25 protein-coding genes are annotated in these 22,421 nt (G+C 60.2%); 7 read left to right on the forward strand and 18 right to left on the reverse strand.

Features of this window, described 5'->3' with window-relative positions; genetic code table 11:
* Window positions 1–66 precede the first annotated feature (66 nt).
* Complete coding sequence (gene lipA / locus ABYA88_RS02175) at window positions 67–1,119, forward strand: lipoyl synthase (protein ID WP_373185070.1); 1,053 nt, start codon at window positions 67–69, stop codon at window positions 1,117–1,119.
* 16 nt (window positions 1,120–1,135) lie between these two features.
* Here lipA and lipB read toward each other — a convergent pair whose 3' ends face one another.
* Genes lipB through ABYA88_RS02230 form a run of 11 tightly spaced genes read right to left on the reverse strand, consistent with a single transcriptional unit; the run spans window position 1,136 to window position 10,955 of the window.
* Window positions 1,136–1,765 carry a lipoyl(octanoyl) transferase LipB gene (lipB, locus tag ABYA88_RS02180; protein WP_373185072.1) on the reverse strand — a complete coding sequence of 210 codons (630 nt, stop codon included), beginning with the start codon at window positions 1,763–1,765 and terminating at the stop codon, window positions 1,136–1,138.
* Window positions 1,762–2,037, reverse strand: a complete 276-nt coding sequence (locus ABYA88_RS02185; RefSeq protein WP_373185074.1) for a YbeD family protein — start codon at window positions 2,035–2,037, stop codon at window positions 1,762–1,764. The genes lipB and ABYA88_RS02185 overlap by 4 nt, the downstream gene beginning before the upstream one ends.
* Before the next feature lie 13 nt (window positions 2,038–2,050).
* Window positions 2,051–3,238, reverse strand: coding sequence for a D-alanyl-D-alanine carboxypeptidase family protein (locus tag ABYA88_RS02190; protein WP_373185076.1), 1,188 nt, complete (start codon window positions 3,236–3,238; stop codon window positions 2,051–2,053).
* A 38-nt stretch (window positions 3,239–3,276) separates the two neighbouring features.
* Complete coding sequence (locus ABYA88_RS02195) at window positions 3,277–4,173, reverse strand: septal ring lytic transglycosylase RlpA family protein (RefSeq protein ID WP_373185078.1); 897 nt, start codon at window positions 4,171–4,173, stop codon at window positions 3,277–3,279.
* The gene (gene mltB, locus ABYA88_RS02200) at window positions 4,166–5,179 is read right to left on the reverse strand and encodes a lytic murein transglycosylase B (RefSeq protein ID WP_373185080.1); all 1,014 of its coding nucleotides are present in this window, start codon (window positions 5,177–5,179) and stop codon (window positions 4,166–4,168) included. The genes ABYA88_RS02195 and mltB overlap by 8 nt, the downstream gene beginning before the upstream one ends.
* The gene (gene rodA / locus ABYA88_RS02205; RefSeq protein WP_373185082.1) at window positions 5,179–6,321 is read right to left on the reverse strand and encodes a rod shape-determining protein RodA; all 1,143 of its coding nucleotides are present in this window, start codon (window positions 6,319–6,321) and stop codon (window positions 5,179–5,181) included. Before rodA ends, mltB begins: the two co-directional genes overlap by 1 nt.
* Complete coding sequence (gene mrdA, locus ABYA88_RS02210; protein WP_373185084.1) at window positions 6,318–8,186, reverse strand: penicillin-binding protein 2; 1,869 nt, start codon at window positions 8,184–8,186, stop codon at window positions 6,318–6,320. The genes rodA and mrdA overlap by 4 nt, the downstream gene beginning before the upstream one ends.
* A gap of 3 nt (window positions 8,187–8,189) precedes the next feature.
* Entirely contained in the window at window positions 8,190–8,657 is a 468-nt protein-coding gene (gene rlmH, locus ABYA88_RS02215; protein ID WP_373185086.1) for a 23S rRNA (pseudouridine(1915)-N(3))-methyltransferase RlmH, read from the reverse strand.
* A 5-nt stretch (window positions 8,658–8,662) separates the two neighbouring features.
* Window positions 8,663–9,022: a ribosome silencing factor gene (gene rsfS, locus ABYA88_RS02220; protein ID WP_373185088.1), complete on the reverse strand. Its 360-nt coding sequence runs from the start codon at window positions 9,020–9,022 to the stop codon at window positions 8,663–8,665.
* A 21-nt stretch (window positions 9,023–9,043) separates the two neighbouring features.
* A complete protein-coding gene (gene nadD, locus ABYA88_RS02225; protein ID WP_373185090.1) occupies window positions 9,044–9,682 on the reverse strand; it encodes a nicotinate-nucleotide adenylyltransferase in 639 nt (212 codons plus the stop codon).
* Window positions 9,683–9,689: 7 nt separating this feature from the next.
* The gene (locus ABYA88_RS02230) at window positions 9,690–10,955 is read right to left on the reverse strand and encodes a glutamate-5-semialdehyde dehydrogenase (protein WP_373185092.1); all 1,266 of its coding nucleotides are present in this window, start codon (window positions 10,953–10,955) and stop codon (window positions 9,690–9,692) included.
* 157 nt (window positions 10,956–11,112) lie between these two features.
* On the opposite strand from ABYA88_RS02230, the gene ABYA88_RS02235 reads away from it, so the two are divergent.
* Entirely contained in the window at window positions 11,113–12,360 is a 1,248-nt protein-coding gene (locus ABYA88_RS02235; protein WP_373185094.1) for a DedA family protein, read from the forward strand.
* Here ABYA88_RS02235 and ABYA88_RS02240 read toward each other — a convergent pair.
* A complete protein-coding gene (locus tag ABYA88_RS02240; protein ID WP_373185096.1) occupies window positions 12,340–12,924 on the reverse strand; it encodes an LON peptidase substrate-binding domain-containing protein in 585 nt (194 codons plus the stop codon). The genes ABYA88_RS02235 and ABYA88_RS02240 overlap by 21 nt on opposite strands.
* 219 nt (window positions 12,925–13,143) lie before the next feature.
* Between ABYA88_RS02240 and ABYA88_RS02245 the strand changes: the two genes are divergently transcribed.
* Window positions 13,144–13,599, forward strand: coding sequence for a MaoC family dehydratase (locus ABYA88_RS02245; protein WP_373185098.1), 456 nt, complete (start codon window positions 13,144–13,146; stop codon window positions 13,597–13,599).
* Between the two features lie 37 nt (window positions 13,600–13,636).
* Here ABYA88_RS02245 and ABYA88_RS02250 read toward each other — a convergent pair whose 3' ends face one another.
* Window positions 13,637–14,242, reverse strand: a complete 606-nt coding sequence (locus tag ABYA88_RS02250; protein ID WP_373185100.1) for a flavin prenyltransferase UbiX — start codon at window positions 14,240–14,242, stop codon at window positions 13,637–13,639.
* Window positions 14,235–15,596 (reverse strand): UDP-N-acetylmuramate:L-alanyl-gamma-D-glutamyl-meso-diaminopimelate ligase, encoded by a 1,362-nt coding sequence (gene mpl, locus ABYA88_RS02255; RefSeq protein ID WP_373185120.1) that lies wholly within the window; start codon window positions 15,594–15,596, stop codon window positions 14,235–14,237. Before mpl ends, ABYA88_RS02250 begins: the two co-directional genes overlap by 8 nt.
* A 171-nt stretch (window positions 15,597–15,767) precedes the next feature.
* Between mpl and ABYA88_RS02260 the strand changes: the two genes are divergently transcribed.
* The 4 genes from ABYA88_RS02260 to ABYA88_RS02275 all read left to right on the forward strand — a co-directional run bounded on the left by ABYA88_RS02260 (window position 15,768) and on the right by ABYA88_RS02275 (window position 19,234).
* A complete protein-coding gene (locus ABYA88_RS02260; protein ID WP_373185102.1) occupies window positions 15,768–17,027 on the forward strand; it encodes a 6-phosphofructokinase in 1,260 nt (419 codons plus the stop codon).
* 193 nt (window positions 17,028–17,220) lie between these two features.
* Window positions 17,221–17,667, forward strand: a complete 447-nt coding sequence (locus tag ABYA88_RS02265; RefSeq protein WP_373185104.1) for an N-acetyltransferase family protein — start codon at window positions 17,221–17,223, stop codon at window positions 17,665–17,667.
* A 168-nt stretch (window positions 17,668–17,835) separates the two neighbouring features.
* Complete coding sequence (gene ppa / locus ABYA88_RS02270; protein WP_150278327.1) at window positions 17,836–18,363, forward strand: inorganic diphosphatase; 528 nt, start codon at window positions 17,836–17,838, stop codon at window positions 18,361–18,363.
* Between the two features lie 97 nt (window positions 18,364–18,460).
* Entirely contained in the window at window positions 18,461–19,234 is a 774-nt protein-coding gene (locus ABYA88_RS02275) for a methyltransferase domain-containing protein (RefSeq protein ID WP_373185106.1), read from the forward strand.
* A 12-nt stretch (window positions 19,235–19,246) separates the two neighbouring features.
* Here the strand turns inward: ABYA88_RS02275 and ABYA88_RS02280 are convergent, their stop codons facing one another.
* From ABYA88_RS02280 to ABYA88_RS02295, 4 genes are all read right to left on the reverse strand, one after another.
* The gene (locus tag ABYA88_RS02280; RefSeq protein WP_373185108.1) at window positions 19,247–20,278 is read right to left on the reverse strand and encodes a sensor domain-containing diguanylate cyclase; all 1,032 of its coding nucleotides are present in this window, start codon (window positions 20,276–20,278) and stop codon (window positions 19,247–19,249) included.
* Between the two features lie 96 nt (window positions 20,279–20,374).
* The gene (locus tag ABYA88_RS02285; RefSeq protein ID WP_373185110.1) at window positions 20,375–20,746 is read right to left on the reverse strand and encodes a translation initiation factor Sui1; all 372 of its coding nucleotides are present in this window, start codon (window positions 20,744–20,746) and stop codon (window positions 20,375–20,377) included.
* 51 nt (window positions 20,747–20,797) lie between these two features.
* Window positions 20,798–21,331 carry an NUDIX hydrolase gene (locus ABYA88_RS02290; protein ID WP_373185112.1) on the reverse strand — a complete coding sequence of 178 codons (534 nt, stop codon included), beginning with the start codon at window positions 21,329–21,331 and terminating at the stop codon, window positions 20,798–20,800.
* A gap of 5 nt (window positions 21,332–21,336) precedes the next feature.
* Window positions 21,337–22,332: a DUF2333 family protein gene (locus ABYA88_RS02295; RefSeq protein ID WP_373185114.1), complete on the reverse strand. Its 996-nt coding sequence runs from the start codon at window positions 22,330–22,332 to the stop codon at window positions 21,337–21,339.
* Window positions 22,333–22,421: the final 89 nt, after the last annotated feature.

Consider the following 22,421-nt stretch of genomic DNA (forward strand, 5'->3'; position numbering starts at 1 on the left):
AGGAGGACACTACCCGTGGTAGATGCCTGCAACGGCCCCGAATTCATACAGGAGCAGCCTGGTTCCATGAGTGACCAACCTTCGACACGCATCGGTAGCGGCGAGAAGTTTCGCAACGCCCAGGGTATCGCCGCCATCAAGGACGGCCAGAAACGCCGTGCCACAAGCGATCAGGCTTCAGTGTTCGAGCCCAAGCCGAAATGGCTGCGTGCACGCGTTCCCACCGGCGAGCGTTTCGAAGCGGTGAAGCAGAATGTCGCTTCCCACAAGCTGAGTACTGTATGCCAGGAATCGCACTGTCCGAACATGGGTGAATGCTGGTCCAACGGCACAGCGACCATCATGCTGATGGGCTCGGTATGCACCCGGGCATGCCGCTTCTGCGCAGTCGACACCGGCAATCCCAACGGCTGGCTGGACGTCGACGAGCCGGAGAATACCGCCAAGTCGGTGGAACTGATGGGGCTGCGCTACATCGTACTGACCTCAGTGGACCGCGACGACCTGCCTGACGGGGGCGCCAGCCATTACGCCGCGGCAGTCCGCGCAATCAAGCGGCGCACGCCACAGGTGGTGGTGGAAGCATTGACGCCTGATTTCGACGGCGTGCATCTGGCCATCGAGACGGTGGTTGATTCCGGGCTGGAAGTGTTTGCGCAGAACGTCGAGACGGTCGAGCGCCTGACCCGGGAAGTGCGAGACCCGCGCGCCGGCTATGCCAAGACTCTGAAGGTGCTGGAACATGCCAAGCGGCATCGGCCGGGAATCATCACCAAAACCAGTCTGATGCTGGGGCTGGGTGAGACCGAGGAAGAAATTCTCGCGACGCTGGATGACCTGCGCGCGATTGGCGTGGACATCGTCACGCTCGGACAGTACCTGCAGCCAACCAAGAATCACCTGACTGTGAAGCGCTGGGTCACCCCCGACGAATTCAACCGCTACCGCGAAATCGGCCTTTCCAAGGGGTTCATGGAAGTACCCTCCGGTCCGCTGGTGCGTTCAAGCTACCGGGCGGACCGGGTGTTCGAGAAGAACAACCTCGGGCTGGCGGAACCGGCCGCAGTCCCCGGGAAAGCCCCATCGCCGCAGTTGATACCCACCCGCTCGGTCAGCTGAGCGGGAGCAGATTCTCCTACCGGTCCGGGGAATATCCCAGCTCCAGCAGCAATATCTTTTCCAGGCGCTCCCCGACCTCTGCCAGCGATGGCGCGTTTTCCAGCTGATCGCGCATCTGGGTCATCGCCAGCCCGGCATAGCCACAGGGATTGATGCGCTGGAATGGCTGCAGATCCATATCCACATTCAACGCCAAACCGTGGAAGGAACAGCCACGACGAATACGCAGACCCAGTGAAGCAATCTTCGCACTGCCAACGTATACGCCGGGTGCATCAGACCGCGGAGCGGCATCGATTCCATAGCCGGCAAGCAGGCTCACCAGACTGCGCTCCATCGCCGTAACCAGATCACGCACGCCCAGATCGAGGCGGCGAATATCCAGCAGCAAATAAGCTACCAATTGCCCGGGGCCGTGGTAGGTCACCTGTCCGCCCCGCTCTACCTGCACTACCGGAATCTCGCCGGCGCCCAGCACATGCTCGGGTTTGCCCGCCTGGCCCTGGGTAAAGACCGGAGGGTGCTCCAGCAGCCAGATCTCATCCGGCGTCGTCGCGTCACGCTCGGCGGTCAGAGTGCGCATCGCCTCGAGCGTTGGCAGATAGTCCACCAAACCCAGGCAGCGTACCAGCGGTATCGACCTCACAGAACCATTTGCACTCTGCCGGTGGCCTTGAGCTCGGCATTGAGCTCCTGCAGCTGGTCGGGGCCGGTAGCGGTGATCTCCATGCGCACAGAGAGGAACCGTCCGTTCTTGCTCTCGATAATATCGATTGCCGAGGAATCCAGCCCCGGCGCATGACGCTCGACTATATCGGTTACCAGCGCGACGAAGCCTTCGCCGGCATTACCGATCACCTTGATCGGATACTGGCACGGAAAATCGATGCGTGGTGCTTCCTGATTCTTGCCGTTCATGCCTGTCTCCTGCTCAGTTGAACAACCCGTAGAAGAACAATCGGATGTTATCCCAGAGGCGGCCGAAGATGCCTGCCTGCTCGACAGCAGACAGTGCGACCAGCGGCGCGCTATGCAGGACTTCATCACCCAGCTTGACCTCGACCTGGCCAAGCACGTCACCGGCGGCGATTGGCGCCTTGATCGGCGAATTCATGGTGATCCCGGCATCCAGCTTCTCTGCCTTGCCCTTGGGCAGGGTCATCACCAGGCCATCCGCCAGACCCAACGATACTTCATTTTGCTCGCCGGCCCAGACCCGCGCGCGGGACAATACCTGGCCAGGCTCATAGAAGGATTTGGTTTCGAAGAAACGGAAACCCCAGGTCAGCATCTTCTGCGTCTCGGCTGCCCGCGCCTGCTCGCTGCTGGTGCCCATCACCACCGATATCAGGCGCATGCCGTCGCGCTCGGCGGAGGCGACCAGGCAATAGCCGGCCTCCTCGGTGTGGCCGGTCTTCAGTCCGTCCACGGTACTGTCACGCCATAGCATCAGATTGCGGTTGGGCTGACGAATACCATTCCAGACGAACTCCTTTTCTTCATACAGCTTGTAGTGTTCGGGGTCGTCGCGAATGATTGCCCGCGCCATGATCGCCATGTCCCGGGCGCTGGACAAATGCCCCTCGGCAGGCCAGCCGGTGGCGTTCTCGAAATGCGAGGTATGCATGCCCAGACGCTCGGCATGACTGTTCATCAGGTCGGCAAAGGCTTCCTCGCTGCCCGCGATGTGCTCGGCCATGGCAATGCTGGCATCGTTACCAGACTGAATAATGATGCCGCGTAACAGATCGATGACCGACACCTGATTGCCGACCTCGATGAACATCTTGGAACCACCTTTGCGCCAGGCCTTTTCACTGACCAGAACCAGATCGTCTTCCTTGATCTGGCCGCGCATGATCTCCAGGCTGGCGATATAGCTGGTCATCATCTTGGTCAGACTGGCCGGGGGCAGCGCCTCGTCCGCATTGTGCTCTATCAGCACCTCTCCGCTGCGCGCATCCATAAGGATGTAGCTGCTGGCAGCCAGTTGGGGAGCAGAGGGAACGATCGCAGCGCCCTGGGGCGCAACATTGGGTGTGGGCACCTGGGCGAACGCCAGAGCGGAGAGAGCCAGCGAGCCGGAAAGCAGCAGGATGTGGGAGAGTTTTCTAAGCATGGTACTCACTATAAATGGGCTGTATCTGTGACTGGATGTCAGTTGCCGGAAATCAGCGCGGGCGTGCCCAGATTGGCACGTCGCAACAGGTCTGCCAACTGCTGGGCCTGATCCTGCGAGCTCAACGGTCCGATTCGCACCCTGTGCAGGGTACGGGCATTGGTTTCTGTGGTACTCAGGAACACCGGGCTGGCGGTCTGGTTCTGTAGTTGCGCGCGCAGCTGCTCAGCTGCCTGGATCGAGGAAAAGGCGCCGACCTGCAGGAACACCCCGTCGTCGGCAGGGCCGGAGCGCGATGCGTACTGCGGCGCAGCCTGCGGCTCTGCCGCCTGGGCGGTGACCAGATAACCCGGATCCTTCTGCTGGTGCCAGACTACCGGATCGATTCCCTCGACTAGCACCCGGGCGGTGCCTTTTTCGGCAAAGCCGAGTTTCTTGGCGGCCGCGTAGGACAGATCAATAATCCGCGAGGAATAGAATGGTCCACGATCATTGACCCGCACCATCACCTTGCGGTCATTGGCCAGATTGGTCACCTGAACATAGGTCGGTAATGGCAGCGTCTTGTGCGCCGCCGTCATGCCGTACAGATCGTAGACCTCGCCATTGGCGGTTTTCTGGCCGTGGAACTTGGTGCCATACCAGGAGGCTTCACCTTCTTCGCGATAACGCCGCCCATCCTGCATCGGAGTGTAATTCTTCCCCAGCACGCGATAAGGCGATGCCTTGAACGCGCCCTGATGGACCACGGGCACGGCATCGGGAATGCCGGAGACGTCCATCAGGTAATCCGGCGCACCATCTACGGCCGGCCTGCTCTGCGTCGTGCCACCGGTACCAGAGGGCTGCTGCGAGGTGCTCGAGCAGCCCGCCAAAAGGGCGAACAGACAGACCGCCGTGAGATAACGGGCAGATCGCTCAACAGGTTTATTCATCTAACGCCGCCTCTCTGATCAGCTCGGACAACTGGTGCACGACCATCGCGTACATCACGCTCCTATTGTAACGGGTAATCACATACAGGTTATGCAGCCCGATCCAGTGCTGCATGTGGTCGCCTGCATCGAACTCGTAGGCCATGACTCCAAGCCCGGGCTCAAGCTTGCGCTCCGGCTGCCAGCCCAGCTTTTGCAGCTCGGCTACGCTACGCCGCGCTTCGAGTCCCTCGCCGAGGGTGACTCCTTCGGCGAATCCCTCTCTGCTGACCGTTGCCGGCACCGCGACGCCTTCCCCCCGTCGCCAATCATGCTCGCTGAAATAATTCGCCACGCTACCGATTGCGTCAACCGGGTTATTCCAGATATCGACCTTGTCATCGCCGTCGAAATCGACCGCGAAGGCCTGATAACTGCTGGGGATGAACTGCGGATAACCCATTGCGCCAGCATACGAGCCCTTCAGCGTGAGGGGATCCATCTGCTGCTCACGGGTCAGCACCAGAAAGGCCTTGAGTTGACGACGAAAAAACTCGGCTCGCGGCGGATAATCGAAACCCAGCGTGGTCAGCGCATCGATTACCCGGTGGCTACCCTTGTTGCCGCCATAGGAGGTCTCGACACCGATGATCGCGGTGATCACCTCCGCCTCGACCCCATACTCTCGCTCGGCCCGCGCCAGCGCGTCAGCGTGGGTGCGCATGAACTCGACGCCCTCGGCAATGCGCTTGTCGGTGATGAAGATCGCGCGGTACTCATGCCAGGGCCGGACTCGCTCGGCAGGCCGCGAGATAGCCTCGATGATCGATTCCTTGCGCTCGGCAGCGTCCAGCAGACCGCTGACGTAGCCGGGAGCAAAGCCATGTTCGACCTGCATTTCCAGAACGAACGGCAATACCGCCGGATGCGCGGAGGAATAATCGGCGGCAAGCAGGGCTGAGCTGCTCGACGCCAGCAACGGGACCAGAAAGAAGGTACTCAGACGACGGAATGTACTTGCCTGCATTACTGGATCATCCATTTTCGATGCGTGTGAATCGACATGAGTATGCCGAATCCGGATAACAGCGTTACCAGCGAGGTACCGCCATAGCTGATCAGCGGCAAGGGTACCCCGACCACCGGCAACAGGCCACTGACCATGCCGATATTGACCAACACATAGATAAAGAATGTAAGCGTGATACTGCCGGCGAGCAGTTTACTGAAGGTATCCTGGGCCTGGAGGGTAATGAACAGGCCGCGTGCGATGATCAACAGATAGACCACCAACAACAGGCAGACACCGACCATACCGAACTCTTCTGCCAGCACCGCGATGATGAAATCGGTATGCCCTTCCGGCAGGAAATCCAGGTGCGACTGAGTGCCCTGCAGCCAGCCCTTGCCGAACACACCACCCGAACCAATGGCTGCCTTGGACTGAATGATATTCCAGCCCGCACCCAGCGGATCGCTTTCCGGGTTGAGAAAGGTCAGTACTCTGCGTTTCTGGTATGCGTGCAGGACGAAGAACCACATCGCCATTGCTATCGGCACCAGCAGCACTGCAGCGCCGAGAATATAACGCCAGCGCAGCCCGGCCAGCAGCAGTACGAAGAGACCTGAGAGCGCAACCAGCAGGGAGGTGCCCAGGTCAGGCTGCTTGAGAATCAGCACCATGGGCACGAGGATAATGATCATCGTGCCACAGATGTACTTGAAGCCCGGCGGCAGGCTGCGGCGCGCCAGATACCAGGCCACGGCCATCGGCATTATCAGCTTCATTATTTCCGAAGGCTGAAAACGAATCACCCCGGGAATGGTCAGCCAGCGCTGGGCTCCCTTGGCCTCGGTGCCTACCACCAGCACTGCCAGCAGCAGCAGCAGGCAGCCTGCGTAGGCTACAGGTACCCAGCGCTGCATGAAGCGTGGCTTGAACTGGGCGATCGCCAGCATCACTGCCATACCCACGCAATAGGCTGCCCCCTGGCGATACAGAATGGCCAGGCTTTTACTGCCAGCGGAATACAGCACGAAACCGGCAACCGTGGCCAATACCAGGATCAGCAGCAGCAACCAGGGGTCCACATGGATTCTCTGCCAGAAGGGATCGCGGCGACTCAAGCCACCGCGGCCCGGTGCGGTTGCGGACAAAAGGGCTTTCATTCTGTTACCTCATCGGTAAAACCGGCAGGTTCGGGATCGGGTAACAGCCAGGCATCGAACAGTTCCCGCGCCACGGGTGCCGCCACCCGGCCGCCCGATTCTCCATTTTCGACCATCACCGCCACCGCAATCTTTGGCTCGTCCGCGGGCGCAAAACCGACGAACAAAGCGTGATCGCGGTGTCGCTCCTGCAGAGCCTTGGAATCATATTTTTCGCCCTGAGCAATGGCTACCACCTGCGCTGTACCGGTTTTGCCAGCCATGCGATAGGGCGCACCCACCGCTGCACTGCGCGACGTACCGTGCTGCGCATGCATTACATCCTGCAGGGCGTTGATTATGAAGTCCCAATCTTCGGGGTTCTTCAGCTGGATATTTGCCGGAGTGTCGTCAATCTGCGGCGGCTCACCTTCGGCATGCATCAGCAGCCGCGGCCGCTGCCAGACACCTCGATTGGCCATCAACGCAACCGACTGCGCAAGCTGCAGCGGACTCGTCAGCATGTAGCCCTGACCAATCCCGGTAATCAGCGTTTCACCCGGATACCAGGGCTGGCGCCGCGCTTCCCGCTTCCAGGCGCGGGAGGGCATCAATCCGGCAGACTCCTCGAACATGTCGTGCGAGACCCGCGTGCCGAGCCCGAAACGGGTCATGTATTCATGCATTCGGTCGATACCCAGCTTGTTCGCCAGGTCGTAGAAGTAGGTATCATTGGAGCGCGCGATGGCATAGGCCATCGACACCCAGCCGTCACCCGAGCGATTCCAGTTGCGGTATTTATGGCTGTGGTTGGGCAACTGGTAGAAGCCGGGGTCATAGACCCGGCTGTCGCGGGTGGTGACCCCACTGTCCAGCCCGGCCAGCGCGATGATCTGCTTGATCGTCGAGCCCGGCGGATAAAGACCGCGCAGCACCCGATTGAACAGCGGCTGATCCAGCGAGTCGCGCAGCGCGCCATATTCGGCATGACTGATACCGGTAACAAAAAGGTTGGGATCGAAACCTGGCTGACTGACGAAAGCAAGCACTCCGCCGGTTTCCGGCTCGATCGCAACAACCGCGCCGCGCCTGTTGCCCAGCGCCTTCTCGGCAACCGCCTGCAGGCGACTGTCCAGATGCAGGGTAATGTCCTTGCCGGGCAGCGGATCGGTGCGCTTGAGCACCCTCAGTACCCTGCCCCGCGCATTGGTCTCGACCTCTTCGTAACCAACGGTGCCATGCAGGGTGTCCTCATAGAACCGCTCGATACCGGTCTTGCCTATATAGTGCGTGCCGGCGTAGGCCACTTCGTCAATCGTGGTCATTTCCTTTTCATTTATCCGGCCAACATAGCCCACCGCATGGGCAAAATGCTCTCCCAGAGGATAATGCCGCACGAAACTGGTCTGTACTTCAACGCCCGGGAGACGGAACTGATTGATTGCAATCTGCGCAATCTGCCCCTCGGTCAGCCCGAACATGACCGGCACCGCTTCGAACGGCCGGCGCCCCTGGGTCAGCTTGCGCTCGGCCCGCTCGAGGTCCTCGGCGCTCAGTTGCAGCAGCGAGCCGATAAGGCCGAAGGTCTGTTCTAGATCGGGCACCCGTTCCCGGGTGATGCTGAGACTGAAACTGGGCCGGTTTTCCGCCAGCACTATCCCGTTGCGATCATATATCCGGCCGCGGCTCGGCGGCACCGGCTGAATATGTACCCGATTGTTTTCAGAGAGGGTCGAGTGATGCTCGTACTGGGTGACCTGCAGAAAATACATGCGCCCGACCAGTATCATCGTCAGCGCAGCAACGAAAAGCGAAGCAAGCATTACCCGTTTCTGGATAACGCCGGAATCACTGGAGTGGTCGTTCAGATGAATCGATCTGGCCATGTATCACTTGTGGTAGGGGTGGCGATTGAGAATTGTCCAGGCACGGTAAAGCTGTTCCGCCAATAGTATCCTTACCAGAGGATGCGGCAGGGTCAGCGCCGACAAAGACCAGCGCTGCTCGCTGCGCGCCGCGACCTCGGCAGCAAGACCCTCGGGACCGCCGACCATCAGGTTGACATTGCGTGCGTCGAGGCGCCACGTGTCGAGGTGGCTGGCCAGATCCTCGGTACTCCAGCTACGCCCGGTGACCTCAAGGGTAACGATACGCTCTCCTGGCTGGGTTGCCGCAAGCATCTGCTCACCTTCGCGGCGCATCAACCTGGCGATGTCGGCATTCTTGCCACGGGTTGCCAACGGAATTTCCACCAGATCCAGTGGCAGATCGGCGGGCAAGCGCTTGGCGTACTCCTGGTATCCCTGCTCCACCCAGCGCGGCATGCGTGACGCAACACTGATCAGGCGGATGCGCAAAGCACTTACTCGGAGGGTTGCTGTTGCTGGGCCCGACGCGATTCAGCACTCTGCCAGAGCCGTTCCAGATCATAGAACTGGCGGGTGGCCGGCTGCATCACATGCACGACAACGTCACCGAGGTCGACCAGCACCCACTCACCGGAATCCTTGCCCTCGACGCCCAATGGGCGGCTACCGGCCGCCTTGGCCTTCTCCAGCACGTTGTCGCTGAGTGCGCTGACATGTCGGTTGGACGTGCCGCTGGCGATAATCATGTAGTCGGTCACACTGGTGAGCTCGCGGACATCGATGCGCACCACATCCTTGGCCTTGAGCTCGTCCAGCGCATCTTCTATCACTTTGACTATTTCGTCGATCTGCATAGGTAGTTCAAATCCTTCGTGTCAGGGCCGGTACAGCCCATGGGTTTCAATATAATCGAGTACGGCATCGGGCAACAGGAATCGCGGCGACCGCTCAGCCGCTACCAGTTGGCGAATATGGGTCGCGGAAATCGCCAGCGGCGTCTGCGACAGGCAGATGATCTGCCCGGAGCTGGCGTTGGCACTGGCCGGATCACTGACGCTGCGGGCAGCCAGCAGGTCCTTGAGCACTTCGGGCAGCTCGGGATCGTAATCCGGGCGCTGCAGTACAACCAGGTTGCTCAAATCAAGCAGTTCTTCCCAGCGGTGCCAGCCCGGCAGTCCGCCGAACGCATCCCAACCGAGAATCATGAACAGGGTAACAGTATCGCCAAGCTCGCAGCGCAGTGATTCGAGCGTTTCCACGCTATAAGACGGGCGGTCGCGCTGCAGTTCGCGGTCATCGACCCGCAGGCCGGTGTCTGCATGGGCAGCAAGCCGCACCATATCCAGGCGTTGCTGCGCAGTTGCACAGGGTTGTCCACGATGTGGCGGGCGCGCACTGGGTATCAGACGCAGCTCATCCAGACCCAGACACTCCGAAGCCTCCAGAGCGCCGCGCAAATGGCCAAAGTGGATAGGATCGAAGGTCCCGCCAAGCAAACCTATGCGCTGGTTCATCCGCGCATCATTGACGGATATGTCCGTCGCCGAACACCACATATTTCTCGCTGGTGAGACCTTCCAGCCCGACCGGACCGCGGGCGTGGATCTTGTCGGTGGAAATACCGATCTCGGCGCCCAATCCGTACTCGAAGCCATCGGCAAAACGCGTGGAGGCGTTGATCATTACCGAGCTGGAATCCACTTCCGCGAGGAACCGTCGCGCCCGAGTATAGTCCTCCGACACCATGGCGTCGGTATGCTGGGAGCTATAGGTATTGATGTGCTCGATCGCCGCGTCCATGTCTGCCACTACGCGCACCGACAGGATCGGCGCCAGATACTCGGTGGTCCAGTCCTCCTCGGTGGCCGGCAAGGCCTCGGGTACTATGACGCGGGTCGCGGCGCATCCACGTAGCTCGACCTGCTTCTCGGCATACAGCCTCGCCACGCGCGGCAGAAATGCCTCGGCGACATCCTGATGGACCAGCAGTGTCTCCATCGCATTGCACACGCCATAACGATGCGTCTTGGCGTTCAGAGCGATTGCTTCGGCCTTGTCCAGATCCGCGCGGTCATCCACGTAGACATGGCAGATGCCGTCCAGATGCTTGATAACCGGAACGCGCGCATCCTGGCTGATCCGCTCGATCAGGCCCTTGCCGCCGCGCGGTACAATCACATCGACAAATTCGGGCATGGTAATCAGCGCACCTACTGCGGCGCGGTCGGTGGTTTCCACCACCTGCACCACTTCGGCAGGCAAACCGGCTGCGTCCAGGCCCTGGGCGAGGCAGCGGGCAATCGCGCGATTGGAATGAATCGACTCGGATCCACCGCGCAAAATGCAGGCATTACCGGACTTCAGGCACAGACTGGCCGCCTCGACCGTCACATTCGGACGCGATTCGTAGATAATACCGATCACTCCCAGAGGCACGCGCATCCGACCTACCTGAATGCCCGAGGGCAGAAACTTCATGTCACGAATGGCACCTATCGGATCATCCAGCGCGGCTACCTGACGCAATCCTTCGAGCATGCCCTGGATGCGTGCAGGCGTCAGCGCCAACCGGTCGAGCATCGCCGCGTCAAGGCCGCTGTCCCTGCCCGCCTGCAAATCCAACTCGTTGGCTTCCACCAGATGGCTCTCAGCCGCCTCGATCGCATCAGCAGTCGCCAGCAGCGCATGGTTCTTCACCGCCGTGGTGGCACGACCGATCACTCGGGACGCCTGCCGGGCCCTGAGGCCGAGCCCCTGCATGTAGTCTGTCACCTGTTCCGTGCTCATGCCTGCCACCGATTACCAATATTAAAGGGCGCATTATAGCTGTCTGTCCCGGCACTGGACAGGGCAGAGCTGCTATGATCTGCAACATGACTGGATCGCGCCTCTACCGATACCTCCCCGGGCCTCAGGCCTATGCAACAGTGAAGGTGCAAGAAGCATGGATAACCTGCTGACAGGCGACCTGCTCTCATGGCTGGGCGACCATCAACAGTGGCTCGGGCTGGCGATATTCCTGATCGCGCTACTGGAATCACTGGCCATCGCCGGCCTGGTGATTCCGGGAGTGGTACTGCTGCTTGCGGTCACTGCAATGGCCGGAGGTGGGGGCATGTCGTTTGGCGCCGCGCTGGTCTGGGCTTTCACCGGCGCCGTGATCGGCGACATGCTCAGCTTCGCCCTGGGACGTTTTTTTCATCAGGATATCCGACGCCTTGGCCTGTTCCGGCGCAATCCACAGTGGATCGCCCGCGCGGAGGTCTTTTTCCAGCGCTACGGTCTGTTCGGTATCTTCATCGGCCGCTTTGTCGGCCCGATCCGACCCATTATCCCTATGGTTGCAGGCATGCTGGACATGCCCACCCTGCGCTTTGTTGCCATAAATCTGTTGTCCGCCCTGGCCTGGGCTCCGGTTTATGTGACACCGGGTTTTGTCGCAGGTCGTGCAATCAAATGGCCGGTCCCGGAGTTTTTCTGGGAGCAGGCGCTGACGCTGCTCGGCCTGCTGGCCGGTCTGCTGCTGGCGGTGGTGCTGATACTCAGAGCGCAGCAACGCTGGAGCAACCTGGTCGCCGGCCTGCTGTGCCTGCTGGCACTGGCGGCGGTGGCGCTGACCGGCGATCGGCTGGAAATCCTCCAGCAGAGCTTTGCCCTTTGGCTTGCACTGCCATCGGCCGGCTGGGGTATGCAGGCGCTTGACGCTATGGCACCACTGGCCAGCCCGGCGCTTCCGGTTGTTCTGCTTGCCCTGCTGACCCTGTCTCTACTGGTCTCGAGGTCCTGGCAAGCGCTGGCGCTCTGCGCCATGGCAACAGCCGCCTGCGGTTTGCTCGCGCTGGCGGTCGATGCGTCGCTACCGTCATCGGTCCTGGCGTTCAGTCTTGTGCTCGTCGCCCTGACCGCCCTGCTGACAAACCGGCCCCACGCATTCTGGACCCGCGCCGCGTTCATGTCGGGCGTCGCTCCGGCTGGCGTGCTGCTTGGCGCAATCAGCCTGGTATCCCTGCATGGCACCCTGCTGTCGCTGATCAATGCCTCTCTGCTCGCAGCGACCGGATTGCTGCTCGCTCTGTGGATCCTCGAACGCGGCGGACCCGTTCTGCGTCCATCACCACCGGCCAGCTACCTGCTCCTCTGGCTGCCACTCATTTCGGCAATCGGCGTACTCTCAGGCCTGCATTATCTCTAGCCAGTCGTTGACCTGGCGCAGCCGTGTCCGCGGATCATCGATATTCAGCAGGGCCACTTTCTGGTCCAGGGAAAACGGCAACAGAAAGGCCAACTGATAACTCAGACGTTGCTGACTGCCCGCTACTTCCGGCAGACCCAGCCCTTCGGCCAGCGGGTGCTGCATCAGCGCCTGATGCAGCACCATCAGATCATCGTGTTCCGCGAGCAATGGCGCGTCGGCGTGCTCCGCCAGCCAGCTGATCTGACCACTGACCAGGCCGTCTTCAGCCACATCGGCGGACTCGATACGACCACGGCGACGGCCTTCGACGCGGATGCCCAGCAGGCCGTTATCGCGCTGCTGCCAGTCGATAATGTGCGCCTCGCAGCCCAGGGCATTGAACCGCAAACCGCCCGATCCGGTTTCCGGACCGGATTCCAGCGCAACGATCAGAAAGCTCTCTCCCTGCTTGAAGCAGCGGCTGAGCATATCCAGATAACGTGCTTCGAATATCTGCAGGTCGATTATACAACCGGGCAACAGGATGCTCTTGAGTGGGAATAGTGCGTGTTTCTCGGTCATGCCGGCCTCGCTGGAGAGTTGAATTGCCGCCGTGGTCGGTGCGGCGGTGACGGCATTCAGCAAACCTATTCTAGCGGTTGCCGATTGACCTGTTTCCCCGCCCTTGCAACCATGGCAAAAGACCTGAACTTGTGTCTATAGTTCTGTCTACACTCATTGCAAGCGCCTGTTTCACGCAGCTCCGCATGGAGCACTACAATAACAGCCATGGAGAACGCTATGACCGCCGTACCCGTTTCCGAACTGACTTCCTACATTGGCAAGGACCTCGGCCATTCCGAGTGGATGACCATCGACCAGGAGCGCGTCAATCAATTTGCCGACTGCACCGGTGACCATCAATTCATTCACATCGATGAAGAGAAGGCCAAGCAGACACCCTTTGGTGGCACCATCGCCCATGGATTCCTGTCACTGTCCCTGCTGCCGACGCTGTCAGCCGGCCTGCTGATTCGTCCCGAGGGCCTGAAAATGGCCGTCAACTACGGCCTCGACAGCCTGCGCTTCATTCAGCCGGTGCGTGTGGGCTCGCGCGTGCGTCTGCAGAGCACAGTCCTGGACGTGACAGAGAAAAAGCCGGGGCAGTGGCTGATCAAGGCACGCTCGACGCTGGAAATCGAAGGCAGTGAGAAGCCCGCTTTCATTGCCGAAGCACTGTCGCTCTACTTCGTCTGAAGCCCTAGCACCACTGCCGGCCGTACGCCGGCAGTGGTCACTCTCCCCAGCGCGCCAGCAAATCCTGGGCAATACCCAGCTGGTTGAGAATGCGTGCTACCACAAAATCCACCATGTCATCGATCGATTCGGGCTTGTGGTAAAAACCCGGACTGGCCGGCAGGATAACCGCCCCCATCTGACTCAGCTTGAGCATGTTCTCCAGATGCAGCGTCGAGTACGGCGCCTCGCGCGGCACCAGGATCAACTTGCGTCGCTCCTTGAGAGCCACGTCGGCGGCGCGTTCGATCAAATTGTTGCTGGCACCCGTGGCGATCGCCGACAGCGAGCCGGTGGAACAGGGGCAGACAACCATCGCACTGGGCGCTCCGGAGCCGGAAGCCACCGGCGCCATCCAGTCCTGTTTGCCGAACACCCGGATCTGCCCTTCCCTGGCCGAATAACGCTCGGTCAGAAACGCTTCCAGCGCCTGGGGCTTGGGCGGCAGTGTCAGATCGGTTTCGGTCGCTACGACCAGTTGCGCAGCCTGGGAAATCAGAAAATAGACCTCGACATCCGCTCTTACAAGGCACTCGAGCAAACGCAGCGCGTACTGCGCTCCGGATGCGCCGGTCATTGCCAGTGTCACCCGCCGGTCATCCATGATTGACCTCCATCGCCTGGAGCATGCGTTGATGAATACCGCCGAAGCCGCCGTTGCTCATGATCACAATACGGGTACCCGATGTTGCCCGCGCCAGCACCGTCTCGACGATGGTATCGATATCCGTTTCGATTCGCGCCGGCACCGGACTGGCATCAACCACCGACTGTAACGACCAGTCAAGCCCCGGGGGCTGAAACCAGACCACCTCCGTGGCGCTGGCGACGCTGGCCGCCAGCGCGGCCGCATGACTGCCAAGGCGCATGGTATTGGAGCGCGGCTCGATTATCGCAATCAGTGGCGCATTGCCTATGCCGGCGCGCAGGCCGGCCAACGTCGTGGCAATGGCTGTTGGATGGTGGGCGAAGTCATCATAAAGACTGACGCCGGCAACGGTACCGAGCAATTCCATGCGCCGCTTGGCGCTGCGAAACTCGCCCAGCGCAGCAATACCCTGGGCCGGCGTGACGCCGACGTGCCGGGCAGCTGCCAGCGCCGACAACGCATTAGCTACGCTATGCGCCCCCGTTTGCGACCATTGCGCAACGCCCTGCAGCGCATCGTCGAGCCAGACTTCAAAGTGCGAGCCATCGGCTGCAAGCAGCTTTGCACGCCAGTCACCCTCACCGCCCGTGGTTTGCCGTGGGGTCCAGCAGCCCATATCGATCACCCGCTGCAGCGCAGCATCCCCATGGGGTTGAACGATCAGTCCGGTCGACGGAATGGTGCGCACCAGGTGGTGAAATTGCCGCTCGATGGCTGCCAGATCGGGGAATATATCCGCGTGATCGTATTCCAGATTGTTCAGAATCGCGGTACGGGGCCGGTAGTGGACGAATTTTGAACGCTTGTCGAAGAAAGCGCTGTCGTATTCATCAGCTTCCACGACAAAAAAAGGCGTGTCGCCAAGGCGTGCAGAGATACCAAAGTTCTGCGGCACGCCACCAATCAGGAAGCCCGGTGCCATACCCGCATATTCGAGAATCCAGGCCAGCAGGCTCGAGGTCGTCGTCTTGCCATGGGTACCCGCGACTGCCAGCACCCAGCGATCCTGTAACACATGCCGGGCCAACCATTCAGGACCTGATACATAGGGCAGCCCCTGATCCAGCACATACTCTACCGCAGGATTGCCCCGCGACATCGCATTGCCAATAATCACCAGATCAGGTGCGGGCTGCAGATGCTCAGGATGATAGCCCTCGAGCAGCTCGATTCCCTGCGCTTGGAGCTGCGTACTCATCGGTGGATAGACATTGGCATCGCTACCACTGACCTGATGACCCAGTTCCCGCGCCAGCAATGCCAGCGACCCCATGAACGTACCGCAAATACCCAGAATGTGCAGATGCATCGTCGCGCCCTGATCCCAGCCTGAAAAGATTGTCGCGATGGTATCACGCACGATTCAGGCGCGCTGCCATAGCCCTTCCGGCAATGCAAAGCGACATACTTTCGGCTATCATTGCTCGCCATCCCGCCCCACGCGTCGCCCCGGGGCCACTGCCTTACACATGGAGTCTGCATGACCGTCAAGAATGCCTTTTACGCCCAGTCCGGTGGTGTTACCGCCGTTATCAACGCCTCCGCCGCAGGCGTTATCGAAACGGCTCGCCAGCATCCGGATCAGATAGGCAAGGTATTCGCCGGTCACAACGGCATCATCGGCGCGCTGACCGAAGACCTGATCGATACCAGCAAGGAGTCTGCCGAGAATATCGCTTCGTTACGGCACACCCCCTCCGGCGCGTTCGGCTCATGCCGCTACAAGCTCAAGAGCCTGGAAGCCAATCGTGCAGAATACGAGCGCCTGATCGAGGTCTTCCGCGCCCACGACATCGGTTACTTCTTCTATAACGGCGGCGGCGATTCGGCCGACACCTGTCTCAAGGTGTCGCAACTGGCCGAGACCATGGGCTATCCGATCCAGGCCATCCACGTGCCGAAAACGGTCGACAACGACCTGCCGATCACCGACTGCTGCCCGGGCTTTGGCTCGGTAGCCAAGTACGTGGCGACTTCGATCCGCGAAGCCGGCTTCGACGTTGCCTCTATGGCCGCCACCTCGACCAAGGTGTTCATCCTGGAGGTCATGGGCCGACATGCCGGCTGGATCACCGCAGCCTGCGGCCTGGCCAGCGAAGCCGAAGGCCAACCGCCGCATATTCTGCTGTTTCCCGAGATCCGCTTTGACCAGGACGCCTTCCTCGCCCGGGTCAAGCAGTGCGTTGAAACCTATGGCTACTGCGTTATCGGGGTTTCCGAGGGCATCAAGAACGGCGATGGCAAATTTCTTTCCGAAAGCGGCCTGACTGATGCCTTCGGCCACGCCCAGCTGGGCGGCGTCGCACCCACCGTGGCCAATCTGGTGAAGGACCAGCTCGGCTACAAGTACCACTGGGCCGTTGCCGACTATCTGCAACGTTCGGCGCGCCATCTGGCATCGGCGGTGGATGTGGAACAGGCATACGCTCTGGGCCAGGCTGCGGTACGTATCGCGCTGGAAGGCAAGAACGCTATCATGCCGGCCATTCGCCGACTGCAGGATAACCCTTATCAGTGGGATATTATTGAAGCCCCGCTGAAGGATGTAGCCAACGTCGAGAAGTTCATGCCGCGCGAGTTCATTACCGAGGACGGGTTCCACATCACCGACGAGTGTCGCCGCTACCTGTCGCCGCTGATCCAGGGCGAAGACTATCCCCCATTCGCCAATGGCATGCCCTCCTATGTGCAACTGGACAACCACAAGGTCAACCGCAAGCTGCCCGAATTCAAGGTCTAGCAGCGAGACACCGGCGCGTGCTGGCGTTGACTTGACGGCAGACCAGAGCATTACCCCCGACACCCTGCGCAGGCCCCTTGCGCAGGGTTTCGTGTTTTATCCGATTGAAGATTTTCAGGCTTTGGGGCAGGATGAGCTGAGATGACCCATCTGGGAGGGTGGGCCACATTCTGACCAATAATGGAAACCACGTATGCGCATAGTGCAGGCAGATACCAGCCGGCTGGATGAAGTAACGCCGCTGTTCATCAAATACCGCGAATTCTATGGCCAGTTGCCCAAACCCGAAGCCTCCAGGCGCTTTCTTGAGGACCGCCTGAAAAATGATCAGGCGATCATTCTGCTCGCCGAAGATGACGACACCGGCAAGGTCGTCGGGTTTTGTCAGTTTATTCCAAGCTTCTCGGCGCTCACCCTGTCGCCCAGCTGGGTGCTCAAGGGCATCTATGTGATCGAAGAAGCGCGGCGGCAACTGGTTGCCGACAAACTGATCAATCAGGCCAAGGTGATGGCGCGGGCTCAAGGCATCAAGCGGATGACCGTGATGACCGGCGAGGACAATAACACGGCTCACGAACTGTATCGGTCGCTGGGGTTCTCCGCCGACTCGGAGTTTCACTACTTCGCCCTCAAGCTCTGACCACCACAACCCCACCCCCGCAGCCAGGCGTTTTAGGTAAGGCGGGGGTCCCTGGGTGCATATGCGACCATCGTTTAACTGAATTCTGCGCTTATCGCTTGGTATCCCCTGCCGCAGCCTCTATAATCGCGCCCAGAATTTTTCAATCATGCCCGACTCAGGTATCCCATGAGCTACGACCAGATCCCCGCAGGCAAAGACATCCCCAACGACATCTACGTCGCCATTGAGATTCCGGCCAATCATGCGCCGATCAAGTACGAGATCGACAAGGACAGCAACACACTGTTTGTCGACCGCTTCATGGCAACTCCAATGTTTTACCCGGCCAACTACGGGTTCATTCCCAACACCCTGGCCGACGACGGTGATCCGCTGGATGTACTCGTCGTCACCCCGCATCCGGTATCGCCCGGCGCAGTTATCCGCTGCCGCCCGGTGGGCGTTCTGCACATGACCGACGATGGCGGCGGCGATGCCAAGCTGATCGCGGTACCCCATGACAAGCTGAGCGCACTCTACCGCGACATCAAGGAATACACCGATCTGCCTGAGCTGCTGATGCAGCAAATCCAGCATTTCTTCGAGAATTACAAGGATCTGGAGCCCGGCAAATGGGTCAAGATCGACCGCTGGGGCGGCTCTGATGAAGCCCGCGCGGAAATAGTTAAGGCAGTAAACGCTTACCAAAAATAAGTGTTTTGCCCCCTTGAAAGCCGGCCACAAGCTGGCTTTTTTATTGCCTGAAATTCGCCTCTCTGGCAGCCTGCAAGATTCATGGAGCTTAACCGACATGGCAGACCGCTACTTTGACCAGATGGGCGCGCATTTCGCTCGCAAGATCTATGCAGGCCCGAAAGGCGCTGTGCGTCTGGCAGTACTGACACGCGACCTGGGTGAATGGCTGCCCGCGATTTGCCAGTCAGACCAGTCACTGAGGGTGCTCGACGTCGGCGCCGGCCTGGGTCACATGAGCGAATGGCTTTTGCGCCAGGGACATCGCCTGACGCTGGCCGACCCTTCAGCCGAAATGATCGAGGCTGCCCGGGAACGCCTTGATCCGCTCGAGTCTGCCTACCCCGTCACCTTCCTTCAGCAGCCACTGCAGACGCTACCCGATCGCGGCGAGACCTATGATCTGGTGATCTGTCACGCCGTGCTGGAGTGGCTGGAAGATCCGGCCGCCGCAATCAAGGTGCTCAGACAGCTCTGCAGTGCCGGGGGCAGGGTTTCCCTGGCGTTCTACAATCGCGACGCGCTGGTCTTCAAGAACCTGATCAAGGGCCAGTTCCGCAAACTGGGAAAAAACCAGCTGGCCGGCAGCAAGCGCAGTCTTACCCCGCAGCAACCTCTCGATCCGGCAGTGGTCGCAAGCTGGGTCGCGCAAGGCGGGTTCACATGCGAGGCCAAGAGCGGAATACGGGTTTTCCATGATTACATGCCGGCTGAATTCCAAGCGCAACTTCAGCCCGAGCAGGTGGTCGAGCAAGAGTTGCTATACAGCCGTCATCCGGCATATCGGGATCTTGGACGATACCTGCACTGGTGGCTGCGACCGATCAGTTGACCGCTGCAGGTACTACCCACGCACCACCCGGTTTCGCCCACTCTGTTTTGCCTTGTACAGCGCCCTGTCTGCCTGATCGACAAGCCGCAGATCGCTGTCAACCTGTTCTGGCTCAGCCAGTGCAGTTCCCAGGCTCATTGTGATATTCAGGGTGGACTCGGCTACATCGAACGCCGGACTGGCGATTGCCGCACGCACGCGCTCCGCGATCGCATCCAGCTGGTCATGGGATTTAACCAGCGCCAGCACACCCAACTCTTCACCGCCCATGCGCACCGCCAAATCTTCCGGCCGGATTGCCGCCACCATCCTCTGCGCAACCTCGATCAGCACTTCATCACCCACGCCATGACCCAGCTGATCGTTGACGTTCTTGAAGTGGTCAAGATCTCCGTAGATGAATCCGATGCAGAGATCGTCCCGCTGCGCCCGACTAACGAAGGCCGGAAGCATCTGGTGCAGGCCCCCACGATTGAGCAGCTGGGTCAGCGGGTCCATCAGGGCCCGCCGCTTCGCGCTGTCCAGCTCAAACAACAGCTCCTTTTGCTCCAGGCGCAGCGCATGGGCCTGAAAACGCCCCTCAAGTAGCAGCGCAAAATCCTGCATGAATTGGCGGTATGGCTCGGATAACATAGAAGGTTGATCATCGAACATGCAGAAGGTGCCGACGCGGCTTCCACCTGGCGCGTGCAGAGAAATGCCAGCATAAAATCGTATTCCGGGCTCACCGGTAACCAGCGGATTTCCCATGAAACGCGGATCCTTCAGAGCATCCGGCACTTCGAGAATGGCATCGCTGTGAATGGCGTGCCCACAGAAAGAGACAGCACGGGGCGAACCGGAGAGCGGGGTACCGCGACGGCCCTTAAACCATTGCCGATCATTGTCCAGCAAGGTGACAAGCACGGTGCGGGTGCCGAAAATCCGCTGCGCCAGACGCAACAGGGCGTCGATGTGCGGATCGGGTCCGGTGTCGAGCAGGTTCAGCGCTTCCAGATCGCTCTGGCGCTGCGCCTCATCCAGCGGCAGAGTAGGCTCTATCACGTCGGAGTCTCAATTATTATTTATGTATGGAATCTTAACGTGCCCGCATCGACAAAGCAGCAGATACGCAGAAACCTATTTCTACTGTCGCCTGATTCAGCCTCCGGCGCGCTTTGCCTCAAAGCCCTGCTCGTTCAGCCAGTCGCGGATCAGCTCGGCGTGATCTCCCTGGATCTCGATAACCCCCTCCTTCACCGCGCCCCCGCAGCCGCAGCGGGTCTTGAGCTTCTTGGCGAGGGCCTTCAATTCTTCGGGGGCAAGCAATACGCCACTGACAGTGGTAACGGTCTTGCCGCCGCGGCCTTTGGTTTCGCGGCGGACCCGGGCAATCCCGTCACCCTCCGGCAGCGCAGACACTGCGCATACACAAGCGGAGACCGGCTGACGGCAGCCCGGACAGGTACGCCCACTTTCAGTGGAATAGACCAGACCGCCCAGAGCGGCCATGCCTTTGGCTGATTTGACCATGCTTATTCCGACTATCTGACAGGTGGCTTTCCCATCATGTTAAACCAGCGATCAATCCCCGGCATAGTCCGACAGCAGCAGACCCAGGGCCTGCTGCGAGTCGGGCGCGTAACTTTCCCCCTCACGCTGCCATGATTGGCGCGGGTCTACCCAGCGCACCGCGGCAACCTCCTCCGGCTGCATGACCACCGGTCCATCCCAGGTGCAACTGAAAACACCGCCCCACAACCTGCTTTGCGGTGACTGGAAAAAGAAGCGAAAGTGCGAACGCAGCTCCACACCGGATATACCCAGTTCTTCGCGTAGCTCCCGCTCCGCGCCCTGCAGATAAGTCTCACCCGCGGCTACCACACCTCCGGCCGCCGCATCCCAGAAGCCGGGATAAAGTCGCTTATGAGCTGCGCGCTGATGAACGCACAGACTCCCCTGGCTGTTGAATACAAAAATGAAGGTGCAACGGGGGATTAGCCCCTGGACATGCATCTGACCACGTGCAGCAATCCCCAGCGGCCGGTCTGCCTCGTCCACATGGATGACCTGCTCGGCGGCAGACGCGGCCAGGTGAGCCTCTACCTTTGGGTCCATGTTGCTCAGCCCTGCTCCATCAGCCGGCGGAGATCGATAAGCGCCGCATTGGCCCGCGACAGGTAATTGGCCATCACCAGCGAATGATTGGCGAGCATCCCGAATCCACCGCCGTTCAGCACCATCGGACTCCACAATGGTTCCTGGGTAGCCTCGAGCTCGCGTATGATCTGCTGCAGACTCGCCTGGGCGTTCTTTTTCGCGATGATATCGGCAAAATCGATCTCCACCGCGCGCAGCAGATGGACCAGAGCCCAGGCACTGCCGCGTGACTCGTAGAACACGTCATCAATCTCGAGCCAAGGCGTCTGTTCACGCGGGCGGCTGCCGTCGGTAACCGGCGCCTGGCCTACGCTGGCGGACAGACGCTGTGACATCGAGCCAAGCCGGGTGCTGACATCGCCCAACCAGCTGCCAAGGTTGTCCGCGCGGGCGTAGAAATCGGCCTCACCGGCACGCAGGCGCACCGCATAGCGGTTGAGCGCCTCGAGGCCGTCGCTGTATTCGCTCTCGGTCGCCGGCATGATCCAGCTCTTGTTGTCGAAGTGGAACAGCGGCTCGGCCCGCGCCAGATCGGGATCTTCGGCAGATTGTGATTGCGAGCGGGCCATGTCACGACGCATTGCCCGGGTAATGTCACGTATCTGTACCAGCACACCGAACTCCCAATGCGGCATGTTATCCAGCCAGACACCGGGAGGCATGATGTCATTGGTCAGGTATCCGCCAGGCTTGTTCAGCAAGGTCACCATCAGCGCCTCAACCGTCTCGACGGTCATTTCACCCTCGACCATTTCGGTCTGTGCGGGACTAGCAGATACCAGCGGCATGATGCCGGGCTCGCGATTCCAGTACCAGCCGACGAACAGGCACAGCACCAGGTAGATCAGCAACAGGCCCAACAATACATTGACTACCAGAGTAGATCGCTGGCCCTGCGCCGAACCTGCGGTCGAGCCTCCAGTCGATTTGCTGCCGAACATGCCCTTTCCGAACTTCATTTGCTGACTCCTGTTAACAACTCGATCCCGAGCATAGCACTCCCATCCGCGAAGCACACTTCACCCGCGCGGGCTCAAAGGTGACAAAA

Origin of the sequence: Halopseudomonas sp., assembly GCF_041579695.1 — a bacterium.
Taxonomy (GTDB): domain Bacteria; phylum Pseudomonadota; class Gammaproteobacteria; order Pseudomonadales; family Pseudomonadaceae; genus Halopseudomonas.